Origin of the sequence: Brucella pituitosa, assembly GCF_003049685.1 — a bacterium.
GTDB classification, from domain to species: Bacteria; Pseudomonadota; Alphaproteobacteria; order Rhizobiales; family Rhizobiaceae; genus Brucella; species Brucella pituitosa.
Window position 1 is genome coordinate 446195 of sequence record NZ_PYSY02000001.1, and the last position, 18324, is coordinate 464518.

Genomic DNA, 18324 nt, shown 5'->3' on the forward strand with positions numbered 1-18324 from the left:
TATGGCGCGTATTGAAAAAGTCGAACTGCGCATGGTCGACCTTCCGCCGAAGGTCAAGCGCACCGATGCGATCCAGAGCTTTGTCAGTCAGGAAACGCCAATCGTCACCATCACCGACAGTGATGGTGCGGTGGGTACGGGCTATAGCTACACCATCGGCACGGGCGGCTCGTCCGTTATGCGCCTGTTGAACGACCATCTGGTGCCGCTGATCCTTAATGAGGATGCGGATTGCATCGAGGCGATCTGGCGTAAGCTTGAATTTGCAACCCACGCCACAACCATCGGCGCGATTACGGCTTTGGCGTTGGCTGCGATTGATACGGCCCTTTGGGATTTGCGTGCGAAGAAACAGAACCTGCCGCTGTGGAAGCTTGCAGGTGGTGCCAAGGATCGCTGCCCGCTGTACACGACCGAAGGTGGCTGGCTACATATCGAGAAAGAAGCGCTGGTTGAAGATGCGTTGCAGGCCAAAGCTAAGGGCTTTTCCGGTTCCAAGGTGAAAATCGGCAAGCCGCATGGTTCGGAAGACTATGCGCGTCTTTCGGCGGTGCGTGCAGCCGTGGGTGACGGCTTTGAAATCATGACCGATTGCAATCAGGGCTTTACGGTGGACGAAGCCATTCGCCGCGCCGAGCGCCTGAAAGAACTCGATCTCGCTTGGATTGAAGAACCACTTCCGGCTGATGATCTTGACGGCCATATCCGCCTGACCCGTTCCACCCCGACACCGATTGCGGTGGGTGAATCGATCTATTCGATCCGCCATTTCCGCGAATATATGCAGAAGGGCGCTTGCTCCATCGTTCAGGTGGATGTGGCGCGCATCGGCGGCATCACGCCTTGGCTGAAAGTGGCGCACGCCGCAGAAGCTTTTGATATTCCCGTCTGCCCGCACTTCCTGATGGAACTGCATGTCAGCCTTACCTGTGCCGTTCAGAACGGGCGCTATGTCGAATATATTCCGCAGCTTGATGATCTGACCACCAAGGGCATGGAAATCCGTGATGGCCACGCCATCGCACCATCGGAGCCGGGCATCGGTATTTCGTGGGATTGGGATGCCGTCCGCAGCCGGTCCGTTTCCGAATTCACCCGCGAGATCGTGAGGTCGTGATGATTCAGAGAATGGGCATGGTGATCGGGCTAAAGCCTGAGAAAATCGCAGAATATAAAAAGCTGCACGCGAGCGTGTGGCCGGAAATTCTGGCGCTCATTTCCGAATGCAACATCACCAATTACACGATCTTTCTCAAAGAGCCGGAAAACCTGCTGTTCGGCACATGGGACTATGTCGGCACCGACTTTGAAGCCGACATGAAGAAGATGGCCGATAACCCGAAAAATCAGGAATGGTGGGCCGTTTGCATGCCATGCCAGAAGCCGCTTGAAACCCGCAAAGACGGCGAGTGGTGGGCAATGATGGAGGCGGTTTTCCATCATGACTGACGCTTTTGATCCGAAGAGCTTGCGCCAGTGGTGGGCGAAACCTGCGCAGCCGAAACCCATCGTGATTTTCGGTGCGGGCAGCATTGTCGGCGACGCGCACCTGCCCGCTTATCAAAAGGGCGGTTTTCCGGTTGCGGGCATTTTCGATCCTAATTTTGATAAGGCCAAAGAACTCGCCGACAAATGGAATGTGAAGACTTTTGCCAGCCTTGAAGAAGCAATTGCGGTTGAAGACGCGATCTTCGATCTGGCAACGCCGCCTTCTGCTCATGCTTCGATCCTCGCGCAATTGCCGGAAGGTGCGGCTGTTCTGATCCAGAAGCCGATGGGCAGCGATCTTGTTGCAGCCACGGAAATTCTGAAAGTTTGCCGTGCGCGCAATCTCAAGGCTGCGGTCAATTTCCAGCTGCGTTTCGCGCCGATGATGTTGGCACTTTACGATGCCGTCGATAAGGGCTTGCTTGGCGAAGTGGTGGATTTCGACGCATGGCTGGCACTTGCGACCCCTTGGGGTCTGTGGCCGTTCCTGAAAGGTCTGCCGCGCATCGAGATCGCCATGCACTCGATCCATTATCTGGATTTCGTGCGCGGTCTGCTCGGCAATCCGCAAGGCGTTCATGCGAAAACCATCGGCCATCCGAACCATGACGTTGCCCAAACCCGCACGGCTGCGATCCTCGATTATGGCAACCGCGTGCGTTGTGCGCTGTCGATCAATCATGACCATGATTTTGGCCGCAAATTTCAGGCCTGCGAGTTCCGTATCTGCGGCACCGAAGGTGCTGCCTATGTGAAACTTGGCGTCAATCTCGATTACCCGCGTGGCGAACCGGACGAGCTTTGGATCAAGCCAAAGGGCACGGACGATTGGGTACAGGTAGCACTTCAAGGCGCTTGGTTCCCGGATGCATTCTTGAACCGCATGGCGCAGTTGCAGCGCTTTGCCACTGGCGAAGATGCAGAGCTTATCGGCTCGGTCGAAGATGCCTGGCACACTATGGCGCTGGTCGAAGCCGCCTATCAGTCGAGCAGCACGCCCGCCACGCCGCTTGCTGCAAAACCGGAGTTTTGATCATGTCTGAACAGACGATCTATTTTGAAGATTATGAACTCGGTCATCAGCGCATAACCTATGGCCGCACGATCACTGAAACGGATTTCGTGGTTCATGCCGGTCATACGGGCGATTTCTTTCCGCACCACATGGATGTGGAATTCGCCAAGACTCTGCCCGGTGGCCAGCGCATTGCCCATGGCACGATGATCTTTGCAATCGGCGTCGGCCTCACGGCAACGCTGATTAACCCTGTTGCGTTTTCCTATGGCTATGACCGCCTTCGGTTCGTGCGTCCGGTTCATATCGGCGATACGATCCGCACGCGCGTGACAATCAGCGCCAAGGAAGATGACCCGAAGAGGGCCAATATGGGCCGCGTTACCGAGCGGTGCGAAGTGCTTAATCAGCGGGATGAAGTGGTGCTGGCTTGCGACCACATCCTGCTTGTTGAACGGAAGGCTTGAAAATGACGATACGATTTGATGGAAAAACCGCACTCATCACGGCTGCTGCTCAGGGCATTGGCCGTGCAAGTGCGCTGGCTTTTGCGGAAGCTGGCGCCAAGGTCTACGCGACCGATATCAACGAGGCAGCACTCAAGGAAATCGAAGGCGTTTCGGGCATTATCACCCGCAAGCTCAATGTGCTTGGCGAGGCAGAAGTGAAGGCAGCGGTCGCCGAAATCGGCCAGGTGGACATCCTGTTCAACTGCGCAGGCGTTGTCCATGGCGGCTCAATCCTTGAGATGAAGGACGAAGACCTCGACTTTGCCGTCAATCTCAACGTCAAGGCCATGATCCGCACCATTCGCGCCGTGCTGCCGGGAATGTTGGAGCGCAAGGACGGTTCTATCGTCAACATGGCGTCGGTTGCTTCGAGCGTGAAGGGCGTGCCGAACCGCTTTGCCTATGGTGTCACCAAGGCGGCTGTCATCGGTCTGACCAAGGCTGTTGCTGCCGATTATGTTGCCAATGGTATCCGCTGCAACGCCATCTGCCCCGGTACGGTTGAAAGCCCGTCGCTTCAGGACCGTCTGCGTGCGCAGGGCGATTATGAAGAACAGCGCGCAGCCTTCATCGCGCGTCAGCCAATTGGCCGTATCGGTCAGCCGGAAGAAATCGCCGATCTTGCGGTCTATCTCGCGGGTGCAACTTACACGACCGGTCAGGCATATAACATTGATGGAGGCTGGACGATCTAGGGTAGTCGATATTCAGGCTCTGGCGGCCTGCAAATGGCACTTTTCTGCGCTTCCGGTGCTCATGTACCTTTAAGTACACTCTGCTCCGGTTCTCGAAAAACACCATTTTCGGCACGCCATAACCAGAATCTCAACTACCCTAGGCGCCCCATCGTTACTAATTCAGCATCCCCACAAGGAGTAAACTCATGAAATTTCTTCGCTATGGCGAAACCGGTCAGGAAAAGCCGGGCCTTCTCGATGCCGACGGCAATATCCGTGATCTGTCTGCCCATGTCAGCGATCTGTCGGGTGCCGTTCTCAGCCCTGAAGCACTCGCCAAGCTCGGTTCGCTGGATGTCAATGCGCTGCCAAAGGTCGAAGGCAACCCGCGCCTTGGCCCATGTGTTGCAGGCACCGGCAAGTTCATCTGCATCGGCCTCAACTATGCCGATCACGCAGCAGAATCCGGCATGGCTGTTCCACCAGAACCCGTCATTTTCATGAAAGCTACTTCAGCAATCGTCGGCCCGAATGATGATCTGCTGATCCCGCGCGGTTCGGAAAAGACCGACTGGGAAGTCGAACTCGGCATCGTCATCGGCAAGACCGCGAAATACGTCTCGGAAGATGATGCACTTGATTATGTCGCGGGATACTGCACGCTGCATGACGTTTCGGAACGCGCTTTCCAGATCGAGCGCGCCGGTCAGTGGACCAAGGGCAAATCCTGCGACACATTTGGTCCGACAGGTCCATGGCTGGTGACGAAGGACGAAGTTGCCGACCCGCAGAACCTTGGCATGTGGCTCAAGGTCAACGGCGAAACCATGCAGGACGGCTCGACCAAGACCATGGTCTATGGCGTACGCCACCTCGTTTCCTATCTCTCGCAGTTCATGTCACTGCAGCCGGGCGACATCATCTCCACCGGCACGCCTCCGGGCGTTGGCATGGGCATGAAGCCACCGCGCTATCTCAAGGCTGGCGACGTTGTCGAACTCGGCATCGAAGGCCTCGGCACCCAGAAGCAGAACGTGCGCGCTGACGTTTAATTTTTTGAGTATGCTCCCCATAACCGGTTTTCACGGTTGGGGAGCGTGCTCTGATCACGGATAAATCATGACGAAAATTACTGATCTGCGCGTCTTCGATCTGCGCTTCCCGACTTCGCAAAGTCTGGACGGTTCTGACGCGATGAACCCGGACCCGGACTACTCGGCGGCCTATGTTATCCTTGATACGGATGACGAGGCGCTGAAGGGCCACGGTCTCACCTTCACCATTGGACGCGGCAACGACATTTGCTGTCAGGCGATTCTCGCCATGCGTCATCTGGTCGTGGGTGCCTCGATGGATGATTTCCTCGCGGCCCCCGGCAAGTTCTGGCGCTACCTGACCGGTGACAGCCAGCTGCGCTGGATTGGTCCGGACAAGGGCGCGATGCATCTTGCCACTGGCGCTGTGGTCAACGCCTTCTGGGATTTGGCTGCAAAGCAGTCTGGCAAGCCGGTATGGCGGCTTGTTGCCGACATGTCGCCGGAAGAGATCGCCGATATCGTCGATTATCGCTACCTCACCGATGCGCTGACACGTGACGAAGCTGTCGAAATTCTGCGTAAAGCGCAGAGCGGCAAGGCTGAGCGTATCGCGAAACTCGAGGCCAAGGGCTATCCTTGCTACACGACCTCGGCTGGCTGGCTCGGCTATGATGACGACAAGCTGCGTCGTCTGTGTCAGGAAGCCATCGACGAGGGTTTCAACCATGTGAAGATGAAGGTTGGCCGTGATCTGGAAGACGATATTCGTCGTCTCACCATCGCGCGCGAAGTGATCGGTCCGGATCGTTATCTGATGATCGACGCCAATCAGGTCTGGGAAGTCGATCAGGCAATCGAGTGGGTCAACAAGCTTGCCTTCTCCAAGCCCTTCTTCATCGAAGAACCGACCAGCCCGGATGATGTTGCAGGCCATCGCAAAATCCGCGAAGCCATTGGCGATGTGAAGGTTGCGACCGGCGAAATGTGCCAGAACCGCATCATGTTCAAGCAGTTCATCGCAGAAGGCGCTATCGACATTGTTCAGATCGATTCATGTCGTATGGGTGGCCTGAATGAAGTTCTGGCCGTGCTGCTGATTGCTGCGAAATATAACAAGCCGGTCTGGCCACATGCCGGTGGCGTTGGCTTGTGTGAATATGTGCAGCATCTTTCGATGATCGATTATGTTGCCGTTTCCGGCACCATGGACGGTCGTGTGATCGAATATGTTGACCATCTGCACGAGCATTTCATCGAGCCATGCATCATCAAGGATGCGGCCTATATGCCGCCATCGCTGCCAGGCTTCTCGATTGAAATGAAGCCGCAGTCGATTGCGGAATACACCTTCAAGGGTTGATTAAAGAGCCGCGCTGGAAATACTGCCAGCGCGGCTTTTGTTTGACGCATTATCCGAAGCAAATTCGCTTCGCACTTCTGTCGGAAATGCCTCAGAGAAAGCGGATCATCAGCGCGCCGGTGAGAAGCAGGACCGCGCCTGCGATGCGTCCCGCAGTGATCTCGCGCACAGCAACGCCCATGAAACCAATGCGGTCTGCAGCCAGTCCGGCCATCAATTGTCCAGCGACCGCAAGACCCATCACGGCAGCAGCGCCAATGCGTGGCGTCAGCAACACCGATGTCGTGACATAGATGCAGCCGAGCGCGCCGCCAGCCACAAACAGCCAGCTCGCAGGCACGTTGAAACTTGGCATCGCGCCTGTTACCCGTGCGGTTATGGCTGCAATCATGCCAAGAATGACCGCTCCCGACAGAAAGGATATTGCCGCAGCTGTGACTGGCGATCCAAGTCCACGCGCCAGTGCAGCATTGATGGGTGCCTGAATGGCGATACAGGCACCCGAAAGAATGCCGAACAAGGTCCAGATCATGGAAAGCCCTCGCTAAGTGTTGAATGAAGTCGCGTGATGATAAGCGATATGCGCTGAAACCCGCCAGATAACATTCCCAATTATCTGTAGGTGCAGTGGTCGCAGAAGATGTGCTGCAGATCAATTGCAGCAAGGCAACAGGCCTCAGTCTCACTGAAAAGTGAAGCCTTACTTCTGCTCGCTGGCAGAGATCAGGTTTTTACCACGCCGCTTGGCGTCATAAAGCAGTGCATCTGCCGCATAAAGCGCTGCGGTCACATCGACAGGCGCGACAGTAAAGCTCACAAGGCCCATCGAAAAACTGACATTGAAGCCTTCACGCGCAACGGCATCATCAAGCAAAGCCTTGATCTGCTGAGTTTCTGCAAGGTCGCTTGCCTTTGTGCCGCCCAGGCGCAGTACGATGAATTCATCGCCGCCGGGACGTGCGCTGACCTCATCCGGACGATTGCGGCCAGCCAGCGTTTCGCCGATCAGTCGCAGCAACGCGTCGCCTGCGGTGTGGCCACGCTCGTCATTGACCTGTTTGAACCGGTCGACATCGAAATAAAGCAGCGAGAAGGGGAGGCCGTGATTGCGCAATGCAATGATTGCCTTTTCGATTTCCAACTCAATGCCAGTGCGATTGGTGATGCCGGTCAATCCGTCGACAAGCGCCAATTTACGGGCTTCGCGCATGTAGCGACGCATGCTCAGAATCTCGACGGCAGTACTGGCGAGACTGACGAGCTTAATCTTCTCATCAGGAGTGCAGTGTCTGACTTTGGTATCCAGTGCACAAATCGCACCAAGTGTTGAGCCATCGGGCGCAATCAGCGGAGCACCGAGATAGAATCTGATACCCGGAGCGTCTTTCACGAAAGGATTGGTGGCAAAACGATCATCGGAAGTGGCATCTTCTATCAGAAAAGGGTCTGTGCTTTCGATTGCGCGGGAACAGAACGTGTTTTCGTTGGGCACATCGCCGAACACGCAGCCTGCCATACCGATATGGTGCGTCACACTTTCATCGACAAGCGACACAGCTGCCATGGGTACACCAAATGTCGACAGAACCAGGTTGCAGAGCGCATCCAGCGTGCGATCTTGCCCCATCTCGATCGTGTTATAGGATGTGAGAACAGCGAGCCGATGTTTGTCGTGTAGAAGCATGTCTCTCATTAAACAAATTGGGCTGTTGCGATCAACTATCAAATGCGCCTCAGCCACTTGCTGAGCGATCAGGCTAAAAGATGATTGTGACCTATAACGTGCTCCAATGGAGGGTCGTATTTTCTTGCCATCCGTTCTCGTGCAGGAGGGGCGTATCGCTGGCGAAGCATGGCCAGCCGATACACAGATAAAAACTGAAATTCCAATGTTCTGGCGTGCTGAACAGGTGCTTCATTGCGTGTGGATCGAGAATAGAAACCATGCCGACACCAAGTCCGAGTGAACGGGCTACCAGATTGAGATTCTGGACTGCCATCGCTGTGCTTTGCTCCAGTGTGGTAGCCATTGTCTGTCGTCCAAGTCCGTGGCCTTCAACGGGGTCTGTTTCGGTGAAAATGGCGAGTTGAACCGGAGCTGTGCGGATAGCCTCCAGCTTCAGTTTCTCATATTTCCGGGCACGAGCGGGGTCGTAGATATTTGCTGCATCACAGTTTGATTTTTCAAATACATCATACACCGCCTCGCGCATTTTGATGCTCTGGACGGCAAAGATTCTCCACGGACGCGAATTTCCGACGGATGGCGCATAGGCCATTGCCTGTTGCAGCATTTCGAGAATTTCATCGGAAACAGGATCAGATAGAAAATGGCGCACATCTCGCCGCCACCGCAGAATGCGGAAGAGGACGTCTTGATCGGCAGGGGAAAATTTCATGAGTGTTCCGGATCAAACCCACCGAATATCAGGTAACCGCTAAAGTGCTGCGCAATATTTGGAAATCATTGTCAGGAGGAAGATGGTGCCCGGAGACGGATTTGAACCGCCGACACGCGGATTTTCAATCAAAGTCCATTTTTGCGAATACAATTGCTTATATAAAAACTTCCGTCAAACTTGAGTTAGTAAATCAAGCACTTAGCAACAGACTGTCAAACTTGCTAGGTGCGGTTTGTGAGGTGTCGAAATGATGCCCGCACGTTATCACCGATTGAGAGATCGGGCCGTGGCCGCTGTTGATCGGGCATTTGCTGAGCCGGTTCGATTGTCGTTTTTCACGGCTCAAGGCACTGCCGATCCTAGCCGCCCTATAATCGAGATAGAAGCCGTTCTGCGCGTTGGCGGTGGCAAGTCCACTACGATTGGCGGTTCGAGCAAATCATCTTGGCGCACGCGCATCGTTGCCCAAAAATCAGAACTTCATATCGACCGTACCAAGTACCCGACTGTCACAGTCAGGGCCAAGGACAAGGTGCGAGCATTGGCACGTCCGGGCCAGCCTTGGTTTGAAGTTGCTGCGGTCGATGATCGTGGCGAAAATCGTTTAGTTTTGCAGCTTGGTGAGGCTTGATGATGGCTGATCACCTTAATCCAGAAATCTTAGTCGCTGCGAAATGGCTGTTTGAATGCGGTCACCAATGCGTAGGCGCAAAAATACCTGTCGTACGTGAGCGTTTCACTCTTACAGCGCTCGACGCTATCGAAGCGATGAAACAGGCGCGTATGATGGCAAATTCGGGCAACGTGGGGGATCGTAGCCATGAGCGATGATTTCACCCGTAGCCGTATGGTATGGCTTGACCAGATTTACGATGATCAGGCGCTTACGACGGTATCACGTGATGCTGCCTTTCGCATTAGCCGTTATTTCAATCGTAGGGGCTTCGCCAGTAGCGGAAACCTGAATGCATGGCCGTCCTATGAGACGCTTGCAAAAGAGGCTGGTTGCTCTCCTAAGACGATCCAGCGTGCTGTCACGTTGTTGCGTGAGCGCGGCCATATTGTAACGAACGGCAATGGCGGACGTTCGAAGGCGCTGACGTATTTTGCAGTCATCAAAGTAGGCACGACAACAGACGAAATGGGTGCTGATATACAGTCAATTGCACCTGATAAAGGTGGACAGAATTGTCCACGTTTAGTTGAAAAGGTGGACACGGCTGTCCCTAAAGGTGGACATTTGAATGCCGAAAAGGTGGACAAAAATGTCCTACAAACCTCTTTGAATAAATCCCTGATTAAATCCTTGAGCGCGGCGCGTGCGCATGACGCTGCCGATGAACCGTTCAAGGCTGCATGGTCTATTGCTATTTTCGACAAATTAGCAAAAGGGCCGGGGGCATTGCCAAGGCCGGGAACAGCTTTGCTTCGAAACCTGATCGAGATCGAGAAAAGGCCAGCCCTTGTTCTGGATCATCAGGCCAAGCACGGTTGGCCTGAGATCAACAGCATGTTCGAACAGCCAAAGGCACTTGAGCATGAAACGCTTGCGCCTTCGATCCGCAAGATGGCTTTCGAGATGGAAGCTGTCACATCGGGCAGCGCTCGATGGAAGGATTGGCAGTGCGAGTTTGAGGCAAGGGGCTGGCCGTTTCCACGAGATGCCAAGACTATGAGCTTCCCACGCGGTGGAGTGAAAGCACTGCCAGCGTTCATGAATGCACTACTGGCAAGGCAGGCAGGGGGTGGGAATGTGGTGCTGATGGCTGCGAGGGCAGTCGGGGCATGAAGGTTTGGGTCCTTCCGGGCATCTGTCTGCTGCGGGTGAGCGCGACTGCGGGATTTCGGTCTGTGCAATTAAATTTTATAGCTAAAAACAATGGGTTAAATGGTGATAGTCATGAATATTGTTCATGAAGTTTCAGCCGATCCAGCGCTAAAACAGGAACCGCGCACCATTTCGAAAAGCGGCTTTTCCAAGCTGATCAATGTTTCTCCAGGTCGGGTTTCGCAGATGATCACGGCGGGAATGCCGGTTGATCGTGATGGAAAGCTTGATGTTGCGCGGTGCAAACTCTGGATTTCGGAGAATATCAATCCGACACGGGCAGCAAGTCAGGCGCAAGGTGCCACGCTGTTCGGCGAGGAAAAGCAGGCGATATCGCTGACTGCGGAACGCGCAAGGCTGGCAAAGGCGCAAGCGGATGCTGTCGAATTGAAAAATGCGACCATGCGGCGTGAATTGGTGCCTGCAAGTGAAGTGGAACGGCTCTGGTCGGGTGAGTGGATGCAGTTGCGATCCAGTGTTCTCGCGGTGCCTTCGCGGTTACGGCAGCTTCTTCCGCACCTGACGGTTGAGGATATTGAAGCCATAGACGGCGAGCTGCGCCGAATGCTTACGGAGTTTGGCAATGATCAGTGAAACACTTCTCGAAGTTCGTGAGCGTTCGCGCCGGTCGATTATTCCGCCTGCACGGTTGCAACTGTCGCAGTGGATCGAGCGTGAAGTGCGGTTGCCTGCTGATGTGTCGGCCATGCGCGGCCCTATTCGGCTATATCCGTTTCAGCGTGGCATGGCCGATGCAATGAGCGATTCGAAGATCGAACGCATTACGGTCGTGAAATCGGCCCGTATTGGTTACACCACATTGCTGGTTGGCTTGCTTGGTTCGCATGTGGTGAATGAACCAGCACCCGTATTGTTCGTTCTGCCGACTGAGGATGACTGCCGAACATTCGTTGTGTCGAACGTCGAGCCTACTTTCGAAGCTTCGCCATGCCTTTCGAATGCGCTGGCAAGCGATAAGGGCAGCGAGAAACGCAATACGCTTTTGTCACGGCGCTTTCCGGGTGGCAGTCTAAAGGTTATCGCAGCCAAAGCACCGCGCAATCTTCGCGCTCACAATGCCCGTATCCTGATCATGGACGAGACTGACGGCATGGAAATGACCAAGGAAGGCAGTCCGATCCCGATTGCCGAACGGCGCACCATGTCTTTTCCTGATCGAAAAATCATAATCGGCTCGACCCCGATCTATGAAGATAGCAGCCATGTGTTGAGCGCCTATGAGCGGTCAGACAAGCGAATCTATGAAGTGCCTTGTCCTGAATGTGGCGATTTCCACGAAATCGAATGGAAGGACATTCACTGGCCGGAAGGTGAGCCGGAAAAGGCTCATTGGGCTTGTCCTGGCTGCGGTTCTGTCGTCGAGGAAAGATACAAGGGCAGCATGGTTGCAGCCGGTCGCTGGCGTATCACAGTGCCGGAAGTGAAGGGCCATGCGGGTTTTCGTATCAACTCTCTTGTGTCACCGCTGGAAAATGCAGCGTGGGGCATTCTCGCCAAAGAGTTTCTCGCTGCCAAAGATGACCCGGCCTTGCTGCAAACTTTCATCAATCTTGTGCTGGGGCAGGGTTGGCGCGAAAGCGGCGAGGAAATGGACGATAGCGAGCTTGCAAGCCGCGTCGAAGCAATCTCGCTTGATATGCTACCAGAAAGTGTTCTTGCCCTTACAGCGGGTGTGGACACGCAACGCGACCGCCTTGAGGTTACAATCATCGGCTGGACGCGGGACGGCGAAGCCATGATTCTCGATCACAAGGTGATTTGGGGTTTGCCGGATGACGATGCTACATGGACGGAACTAGACGCCGTTCTGAAAATGCGTTTTGATCATCCGCTTGGTGGTAAGCTGGGGCTTGACGCTGTTGCTATCGATAGCTCTGACGGCGAGACGATGGAAAATGTCTATTCGTTCTGCTTTCCGCGTTCCTCGCGCAAAGTGCTGGCAATTAAGGGCGTGAACGGAAATCGGCCATGGATTGAGAAATCCAAGCAGAAAGTGAAGGGCGGGGCGCTTTGGATCGTAGGTGTTGATGGGCTGAAGTCGCACCTGACAGCACGGCTATCGCGTGGGCGCACAATTCGTTTTTCTGATCGGCTGCCGCTATCGTGGTTTGAACAGCTTGCTAGTGAGCGTGTTGTGGTGCGCTATACACGCGGCCAGCCACAGCGCCGGTTTGAGCGTATTCCCGGTCGTCGAGCTGAGGCGCTGGATTGCGTTGTTTATGGCTTCGCGGCACGGCAGATACTGAATATCAACTGGGATCAGCGCATTGATGATTTGCGGCTTGGTGTAGAAACGGCAGCGCCTAAGGTGCAGGCCGTCATGAAATCGAAGTGGCTGCGATGATTAATCAGGGGCTGCAAATTTGCAGACCCGCACGGGTGACACGGTGTCACCCGTATTTCATGTGGGCACGGTGGCCAGTTGGTCAAGTCGCCAACTTGGCGACTTGATGAGAATTTCAATTTATTATTATCTTACGAATTTAAATGTATTATTGCTCTAAGCAAAAAGGAAAAAATGGAAAACAGTCCGAAAAATAACGTCATAAGAATTAGGTAATTTATCCACATCGGATAGATTCGTTGCGGACTCATTAGTACCCTTCTACCGATGCCGCCTTTCCATCTCACATTTAAAATCTCGGGTAACTCTGGTCGAGTGTCGATCATTGAAAGCGTGAATAACTCTCTCGCACTTAATGACGGAACTTTAAGTAGAAACCGTTTGTCAGGTGTTTCGCTTGGTTGCCATTCGCGCGGGAACCAAATTTCATAGTGTTGTGGTTTCCAGTTAATTACAACTTCAATTTCTTCGATTGGGAGCCGTCCGAGATTCTGAAACCATATTTGTTGCGTGACGACTGGAAAAGTTCCATCACCTTCGATTTTAGGCATGTTGTAATAATGCTGATGAGACACCCCCCAAATAAGTTTTCCTTTTGGGGAGAATAATCTCGCAGTAATTCCTATGATAGATGCGATTAGGAGTGCCTGCACTATCTGTGAATTAATAATTTCTAGAAATACTTCCATCATAACCTGCACAAAACTAAATCGTCTTTTTTAATCTTACACCCGGTCCTTCGCCATTCTCGGCGACGAAAATTACTCCAGATGCTTCTAGCGCATTCTGAATAGCGATCAGGTTGTTGATATTGGGTGTGCGACGACCCTTCTCAAAATCCACAATCGTATTCCGCGAGACGTTCGCAGCGTCTGCAAGTTTGGCTTGCTCCATTTCTAGCAGCGCACGAGCGGCGCGGCATTGTGCTGGTGTTATGTGCATGAAGCCCAACATTGTGCATAGTGTTGACAATATGCCCGATGTTGAGCATGATGATTAACATAATACATGAAGTTCACTTATGGAGCAACTGATGCCGAAACCATCCATTCCGGCGAACGCCGAAGGCTTGTCTGAAATTGACGCGGAAATTTTGCTGTTGTGGTCGGGCTTAGATTCGAACCAAAAACGCGAAGCCCTTGCTTATGCACGTCGTATTTGTGCTGAAAAGGGAGTTATTTTGCCATGATCGATAAAGATGAACTCAATCTGGCAATTGATGATGCATATGACGTTTCGGCGTTATTGCGCACTGCTATCGAATGTTTGGGAAACATCAGTGAAGATTTGTCACGTCCATATAACAACATTCTCGGTGGCGTAAGCCGCGTTCTTGAGGTTGCGGATAAGAAGGCGCTCAATGCACTGGCAGCGTTGGAGGGCGTTGAAATGAGAGAACACGCGGCCCACCGCGCTCATAGCGGAAACTTATCCACACCGTAACGCCGCATATTAGTATTTGGTTATTGGTGGGGTACTCAAAATTGATCTTTTAAAAGCGGGGCAATTGCACTACTTTGAAAAAAGAGGTACAGTTGCCCTAGTTTTATAGGAGATGTGCAGTGCTTTCAAAGTTTCTAAATCGTACCTTTACGGTATCAGATGCAGCTTGGGCGGCAGATGTGGATATTGAAACGCTTCGCTCTTGGATAAAGCGTGGCAAGTTTGAAATTCCTTTGGAAAGCGGAAAGTGGACTCGTCTATCATTCGCAAACCTGTGCCAAGTTGCTGCATTTTCAGAAGTATTAGCTTCACAAGGTAATCATACGCTGGCGCAATTTATTGCCGAGGGATCATATGATTTCTTTTCCGGCATTCAGCCTTCATACGACAAAACAATTAGTGGCGGTGAAGTGTTTGTATTGTGTGGCCGTGAAGTTGATGGCGGAGGAAATCATATTGGTGGGATAATTTTCCACGACATTTCGAGCCTCACCAATAAAGTTTCGTCTTTGTTATCTGATGGGGCCGCTTCTTTTTCCTTGGTTAGCCTTTCGGCGATCTTAGCAAACGTGATCAACCGTCTAAGTTCAATGGATAAATGATGGCTAGTTTGTTTGGAAAGCTATTCAACCCTTCATCCAAGCCAGTTAAACGCGCTGTGAACGCTGCAAGCATAAACTGGCCGGATGATCCACGTGTTATCTCTGGTTCGGCTGATATTCGTCAGGTAGGCCAGACAGTTTCGCAGCGTGTTGCTGGGCTTTATGTAAATGATCCCGTGGTACGTTCGGCGGTCAATCTGGTTGTGTCGCAGATCGTGGGCAGTGGTGTTCGGTTGAATACACCTGATCAGATTGTTGATGCACGGTTCAACACTTCGCGCATTGATCCATCTGCGCTTATGTCGATTACGGCCATGCAACGTGCCTCGGTTCGCTCATGGGTGATCAGCGGTGAAATCCTTGGTTTGCATCGTGTGATTGATGGCCGGTACGCTTTCCAGCTTCTCGACCCGGAACAGCTTGATCGCTCCAAGAATGAAGATTTGGATGCATCCGGCTCTATCGTTGCCGGTGTCGAGCGGGATGGCCTTGGCGTGATTGCTGGTTATTGGATATTGCCGAACTCTCCCGGCGATCCATTTGCCCGTAACACGCAATCAGTTCGTTTTGATGCATCGGACGTTGTGCATGTATTTGAGCATGAGTTTCCCGGACAGGTGCGTGGTATCAGTGCGCTTGTCGCAACGTTGCCGGTTCTCAACAATGCAAGCATTGCCATAGAAGCGCGGCTCAAGCAGTTGCAAGTCAGTGCTATGCTGACAGCAATCTTGACCAGTCCTGACGGCACAGATGCTTTTGATGGTGAGCCTAATCCTTCATTGGAACCGGGCGCAATTATTCGCGCACGTCCGGGCGAACAGGTTGAAGTCGTCAACGGTCCACAGTCGCCGGACTTTAATGCTTTTATCAAGGTGCTTTATCGTCAGATAGCGGCGTCCCTTGGCGTGACATATGAAGACCTGATCGGCGATCTTGAGGGCGTAAATTATTCCAGCTTTCGCGGTGGCGCATTGACGGCACGCCGCAAGGCGGAAGCCACTCGCAAAGTTATTTTGATTGAGGGCGTTCTCGACCCGGTGTTCACGCGCTGGCAGGCAATCGAGCGACTGGCAGGTCGGATTAGAGCTGATCTTGACCATGGTTGGATCGAACCAAGCTGGCCTGAAATCGACCGTCTCAAGGAAGCCAATGCCGATATTTCCCTGCTGAATGCTGGTTTGAAGTCTCGCAAGGAGATCATCGAAGCGCGGGGCCGCGAATATGAGACTGTGCAGTCAGAATTTGAAGCCGACAAAACCGTCAAAACTCAAGGAAATAAGCAATGACAAATCTTGTTCGTCGGTTTCAGGCACAGTCCAAGCCGAATAGTTATGATCCAGAAACCCGCTCATTCACGGTTGTTGTTGCAACATCTGCACCCGTGAATTGTGGAAACCATTTTGAAGTTCTGGACCTTGCTTCGTTCGGTGCCACCGGCTGGCCGGAAAGCCTGCCACTGCAAACAGATCATTCCATCAGTGTTCGTGACACGGTGGGCATTCTTAAAAACTTCCGCCTCGAAACAATCGAAGGCGACATTCAAGCCCTCATAGCCGAAGGGCGCTTATCTTCGCGCGCTGATAATGACGCGCTCGCAGCCAATCTTAAGGATGGCGTGCAATCGAGTTTTTCCATTTCCTTTTCAGTTTCGAAATGGCGTGACAGCAAAGACCCAGCAACAGGCCGCAAGATCAGAACAGCCCTTTCTGGGAAGCTGATCGAGGGCAGCTTTGTGGTTAATCCTGCTGATCCCCATTCAAAAATCAGGAGCCGTCCTATGGACCCCGAAGATGTGATCGAAATCAACCGCATGTCGGTTGAACAGTGGGACACGGTTTGCCGTGCCGCTGGCGTTCCAGATGCGGTGCGTGAAGCGCTGCGCAACTCTGATGCGCCAGACAGTGAGCGCACTGCCTTGGCGCTTGCAGCGGTAGAGCGTAGCGCTCCGCCTGTCCGCACAATCCGCCAGCATAATGATGACACGCTCGACAATCCTGTTGTTCTGCGCAATGCCGTTGTGAATTTCTACGATGCTGTTAATCGTGGCGAACAGCCGAATGGACAGGCTGCGGAAGTGTTTGCACAGGGTGAACGCGCATTGGCTGAACGCCTTTGCCGTAATGCTGGTATCACAACAATTGGCCTATCTGATGCGGAGGTTGTGCGCCGCGCTGCCACCACGTCCGATTTTCCGCTGATTGCAGGCGGTACTTTCAATCTTGCTATGCGCCGTGAATTGGATGCAGCGGCTTCGCCTATGGCAGCTTTGTTTGGTCGCGATAGTGTTTCGACATTCAATGCAGAAACACGTGGCCTTGCTGATTGGACCAGCCTTGCAATTGCCGACAAATTGGAGAGCGGCGAATACAAGCATTCGTTCATTCACGAAACAGGCGAAACTGTTAGTGTTGCCGTGATCGGCGGCATTACAAGCAAGTCATACGAATTGACGATCAATGCCGGTTCTCGACTTGGCAATGACGGTACGCAGTTTGGCAAGCGCATGGCTGCGGAAATTGCAGATCGTCAGGTTGCATATGTGCAGCAAGGCAGTTTGTCCGGCCCGAAAATGAAAGACGGCCAGACAGTTTTTCATGCCAGCCGTGGCAACATTGTTGATTTCACGCTGGATAGTCAGACGGAAGTCAAGCAGATCATGGGCGCTCGCTCTGCGATGGCAAAGCGTAAAGGCGTTGGAAATGTGATGATCGGTGTCTATCCGACACACTGGCTTGTGCATTCTGATTTTGAGGAAACCGCGCTTCGCCTTCTTGCCAGCATTCAGGCTTCCGCAATCGCTGATGTGAACCCGCTCGCTGGAAAGCTGCAAGTGGTTGTCGAGCCGCGCCTAACTGATCCTGATGCATCATGGTTGGTTGCCGCACCGTCGAAAATGGACGGCGCTGTGCGCGTCTATCTGCAAGGGCAGGAAGCGCCTTTCACTGACAGCCGTATCGATTTCAATACGGATGCAGTGCAGTTCAAGATACGCCACCCGTTCGGCCTTGGCTGGCTTGAATGGCGTAGCTGGACACGCCTTGACCATAAGGCGGCTTAGCCATGAATGTAACCGAGATGCAGCAGCAGCTTGCAAACCTTCGAGCCTTACGGGCCGAAGGTGTTCGCAAGACCCGCTTTGGGGATGATGAAACCGAATATCGCAGTGACGCTGAATTGGCCGCTGCCATTGCTGATCTCGAAACCCGGATTGTGGCGGCTTTAAAGCCGTCGCGCCGGTTGATTTATCCTAGAGTTTCTAAGGGCTACTGATATGCGAAACTATGTGCAGCATGGAAATATTGTTGATCTTACCGCGCCTGTTGACGGTGTTTTGTCGGGTGAAGGTTTTCTGACTGGTGATCTATTCGGCGTTGCCGCAACTGATGCCAGCGTAGGGCAGAAAGTATCAACCTATCTGGAAGGCGTTTTCGATCTTCCGAAGGCTACAGGTGCAGGGCTGATCGAGGGGCAGAAAGCCTTTTGGGACGCGACTGCCAAGAAAGTCACTGCCAGCAACACCGGAAATACATTGATCGGCCATGCGGTTGAAACAGCGGCTGCGGCTGCGGTTTCTGTCGCTGTGCGATTGGCTCGATAA

At 53.2% G+C, this 18324-nt stretch carries 23 protein-coding genes; 19 read left to right on the forward strand and 4 right to left on the reverse strand.

The features are described 5' to 3' along the window. Position 1: 1 nt before the first annotated feature. From C9380_RS02090 to C9380_RS02120, 7 genes are all read left to right on the forward strand, one after another. Entirely contained in the window at positions 2-1117 is a 1116-nt protein-coding gene (locus tag C9380_RS02090; RefSeq protein WP_128092890.1) for a mandelate racemase/muconate lactonizing enzyme family protein, read from the forward strand. Continuing rightward, the gene (locus C9380_RS02095; RefSeq protein ID WP_210249749.1) at positions 1117-1449 is read left to right on the forward strand and encodes an L-rhamnose mutarotase; all 333 of its coding nucleotides are present in this window, start codon (positions 1117-1119) and stop codon (positions 1447-1449) included. Before C9380_RS02090 ends, C9380_RS02095 begins: the two co-directional genes overlap by 1 nt. After that, positions 1442-2521, forward strand: coding sequence for a Gfo/Idh/MocA family protein (locus C9380_RS02100; protein ID WP_128092891.1), 1080 nt, complete (start codon positions 1442-1444; stop codon positions 2519-2521). Before C9380_RS02095 ends, C9380_RS02100 begins: the two co-directional genes overlap by 8 nt. 2 nt (positions 2522-2523) lie before the next feature. Continuing rightward, complete coding sequence (locus C9380_RS02105) at positions 2524-2970, forward strand: MaoC/PaaZ C-terminal domain-containing protein (protein ID WP_128092892.1); 447 nt, start codon at positions 2524-2526, stop codon at positions 2968-2970. Positions 2971-2972: 2 nt separating this feature from the next. Next, entirely contained in the window at positions 2973-3707 is a 735-nt protein-coding gene (locus C9380_RS02110; protein ID WP_128092893.1) for an SDR family oxidoreductase, read from the forward strand. A gap of 188 nt (positions 3708-3895) precedes the next feature. Beyond that, positions 3896-4741 (forward strand): fumarylacetoacetate hydrolase family protein, encoded by an 846-nt coding sequence (locus C9380_RS02115; protein ID WP_094541381.1) that lies wholly within the window; start codon positions 3896-3898, stop codon positions 4739-4741. 67 nt (positions 4742-4808) lie between these two features. Beyond that, positions 4809-6086 (forward strand): L-fuconate dehydratase, encoded by a 1278-nt coding sequence (locus C9380_RS02120; protein ID WP_128092894.1) that lies wholly within the window; start codon positions 4809-4811, stop codon positions 6084-6086. A 91-nt stretch (positions 6087-6177) separates the two neighbouring features. Here C9380_RS02120 and C9380_RS02125 read toward each other — a convergent pair whose 3' ends face one another. From C9380_RS02125 to bluB, 3 genes are all read right to left on the reverse strand, one after another. Then, on the reverse strand, positions 6178-6618 hold the full coding sequence (locus C9380_RS02125) for a DMT family transporter (RefSeq protein ID WP_111786854.1): 441 nt from the start codon (positions 6616-6618) through the stop codon (positions 6178-6180). Positions 6619-6786: 168 nt separating this feature from the next. Next, on the reverse strand, positions 6787-7770 hold the full coding sequence (locus C9380_RS02130; RefSeq protein ID WP_164844629.1) for a sensor domain-containing diguanylate cyclase: 984 nt from the start codon (positions 7768-7770) through the stop codon (positions 6787-6789). 91 nt (positions 7771-7861) lie between these two features. After that, entirely contained in the window at positions 7862-8485 is a 624-nt protein-coding gene (gene bluB, locus C9380_RS02135; RefSeq protein ID WP_024898087.1) for a 5,6-dimethylbenzimidazole synthase, read from the reverse strand. Positions 8486-8735: 250 nt separating this feature from the next. Here bluB and C9380_RS02140 point away from each other — a divergent pair, with 250 nt between their 5' ends. The 5 genes from C9380_RS02140 to C9380_RS02160 all read left to right on the forward strand — a co-directional run bounded on the left by C9380_RS02140 (position 8736) and on the right by C9380_RS02160 (position 12681). After that, positions 8736-9119 carry a hypothetical protein gene (locus C9380_RS02140; RefSeq protein ID WP_128092896.1) on the forward strand — a complete coding sequence of 128 codons (384 nt, stop codon included), beginning with the start codon at positions 8736-8738 and terminating at the stop codon, positions 9117-9119. After that, positions 9119-9319 (forward strand): hypothetical protein, encoded by a 201-nt coding sequence (locus C9380_RS02145; protein ID WP_128092897.1) that lies wholly within the window; start codon positions 9119-9121, stop codon positions 9317-9319. The genes C9380_RS02140 and C9380_RS02145 overlap by 1 nt, the downstream gene beginning before the upstream one ends. After that, on the forward strand, positions 9309-10277 hold the full coding sequence (locus C9380_RS02150; RefSeq protein WP_128092898.1) for a helix-turn-helix domain-containing protein: 969 nt from the start codon (positions 9309-9311) through the stop codon (positions 10275-10277). The genes C9380_RS02145 and C9380_RS02150 overlap by 11 nt, the downstream gene beginning before the upstream one ends. A gap of 111 nt (positions 10278-10388) precedes the next feature. Next, complete coding sequence (locus C9380_RS02155; RefSeq protein ID WP_128092899.1) at positions 10389-10910, forward strand: DNA packaging protein; 522 nt, start codon at positions 10389-10391, stop codon at positions 10908-10910. Next, positions 10900-12681: a phage terminase large subunit family protein gene (locus C9380_RS02160; protein WP_128092900.1), complete on the forward strand. Its 1782-nt coding sequence runs from the start codon at positions 10900-10902 to the stop codon at positions 12679-12681. Before C9380_RS02155 ends, C9380_RS02160 begins: the two co-directional genes overlap by 11 nt. 705 nt (positions 12682-13386) lie before the next feature. On the opposite strand, the gene C9380_RS02170 is transcribed toward C9380_RS02160, so the two are convergent. Then, a complete protein-coding gene (locus C9380_RS02170) occupies positions 13387-13623 on the reverse strand; it encodes a helix-turn-helix transcriptional regulator (protein ID WP_128092902.1) in 237 nt (78 codons plus the stop codon). 91 nt (positions 13624-13714) lie between these two features. Here C9380_RS02170 and C9380_RS26725 point away from each other — a divergent pair, with 91 nt between their 5' ends. The 7 genes from C9380_RS26725 to C9380_RS02200 all read left to right on the forward strand — a co-directional run bounded on the left by C9380_RS26725 (position 13715) and on the right by C9380_RS02200 (position 18324). Then, positions 13715-13870, forward strand: a complete 156-nt coding sequence (locus C9380_RS26725; RefSeq protein ID WP_164844630.1) for a hypothetical protein — start codon at positions 13715-13717, stop codon at positions 13868-13870. Next, positions 13867-14124: a hypothetical protein gene (locus tag C9380_RS02175; protein WP_128092903.1), complete on the forward strand. Its 258-nt coding sequence runs from the start codon at positions 13867-13869 to the stop codon at positions 14122-14124. Before C9380_RS26725 ends, C9380_RS02175 begins: the two co-directional genes overlap by 4 nt. Before the next feature lie 119 nt (positions 14125-14243). Then, complete coding sequence (locus C9380_RS02180; protein WP_128092904.1) at positions 14244-14726, forward strand: hypothetical protein; 483 nt, start codon at positions 14244-14246, stop codon at positions 14724-14726. Beyond that, positions 14726-16012, forward strand: coding sequence for a phage portal protein (locus C9380_RS02185; RefSeq protein WP_128092905.1), 1287 nt, complete (start codon positions 14726-14728; stop codon positions 16010-16012). Before C9380_RS02180 ends, C9380_RS02185 begins: the two co-directional genes overlap by 1 nt. Further along, complete coding sequence (locus tag C9380_RS02190; protein ID WP_128092906.1) at positions 16009-17784, forward strand: phage major capsid protein; 1776 nt, start codon at positions 16009-16011, stop codon at positions 17782-17784. Before C9380_RS02185 ends, C9380_RS02190 begins: the two co-directional genes overlap by 4 nt. Positions 17785-17786: 2 nt before the next feature. Further along, a complete protein-coding gene (locus tag C9380_RS02195) occupies positions 17787-17996 on the forward strand; it encodes a phage head-tail joining protein (protein ID WP_128092907.1) in 210 nt (69 codons plus the stop codon). 1 nt (position 17997) lies between these two features. Then, complete coding sequence (locus C9380_RS02200) at positions 17998-18324, forward strand: DUF2190 family protein (RefSeq protein ID WP_128092908.1); 327 nt, start codon at positions 17998-18000, stop codon at positions 18322-18324.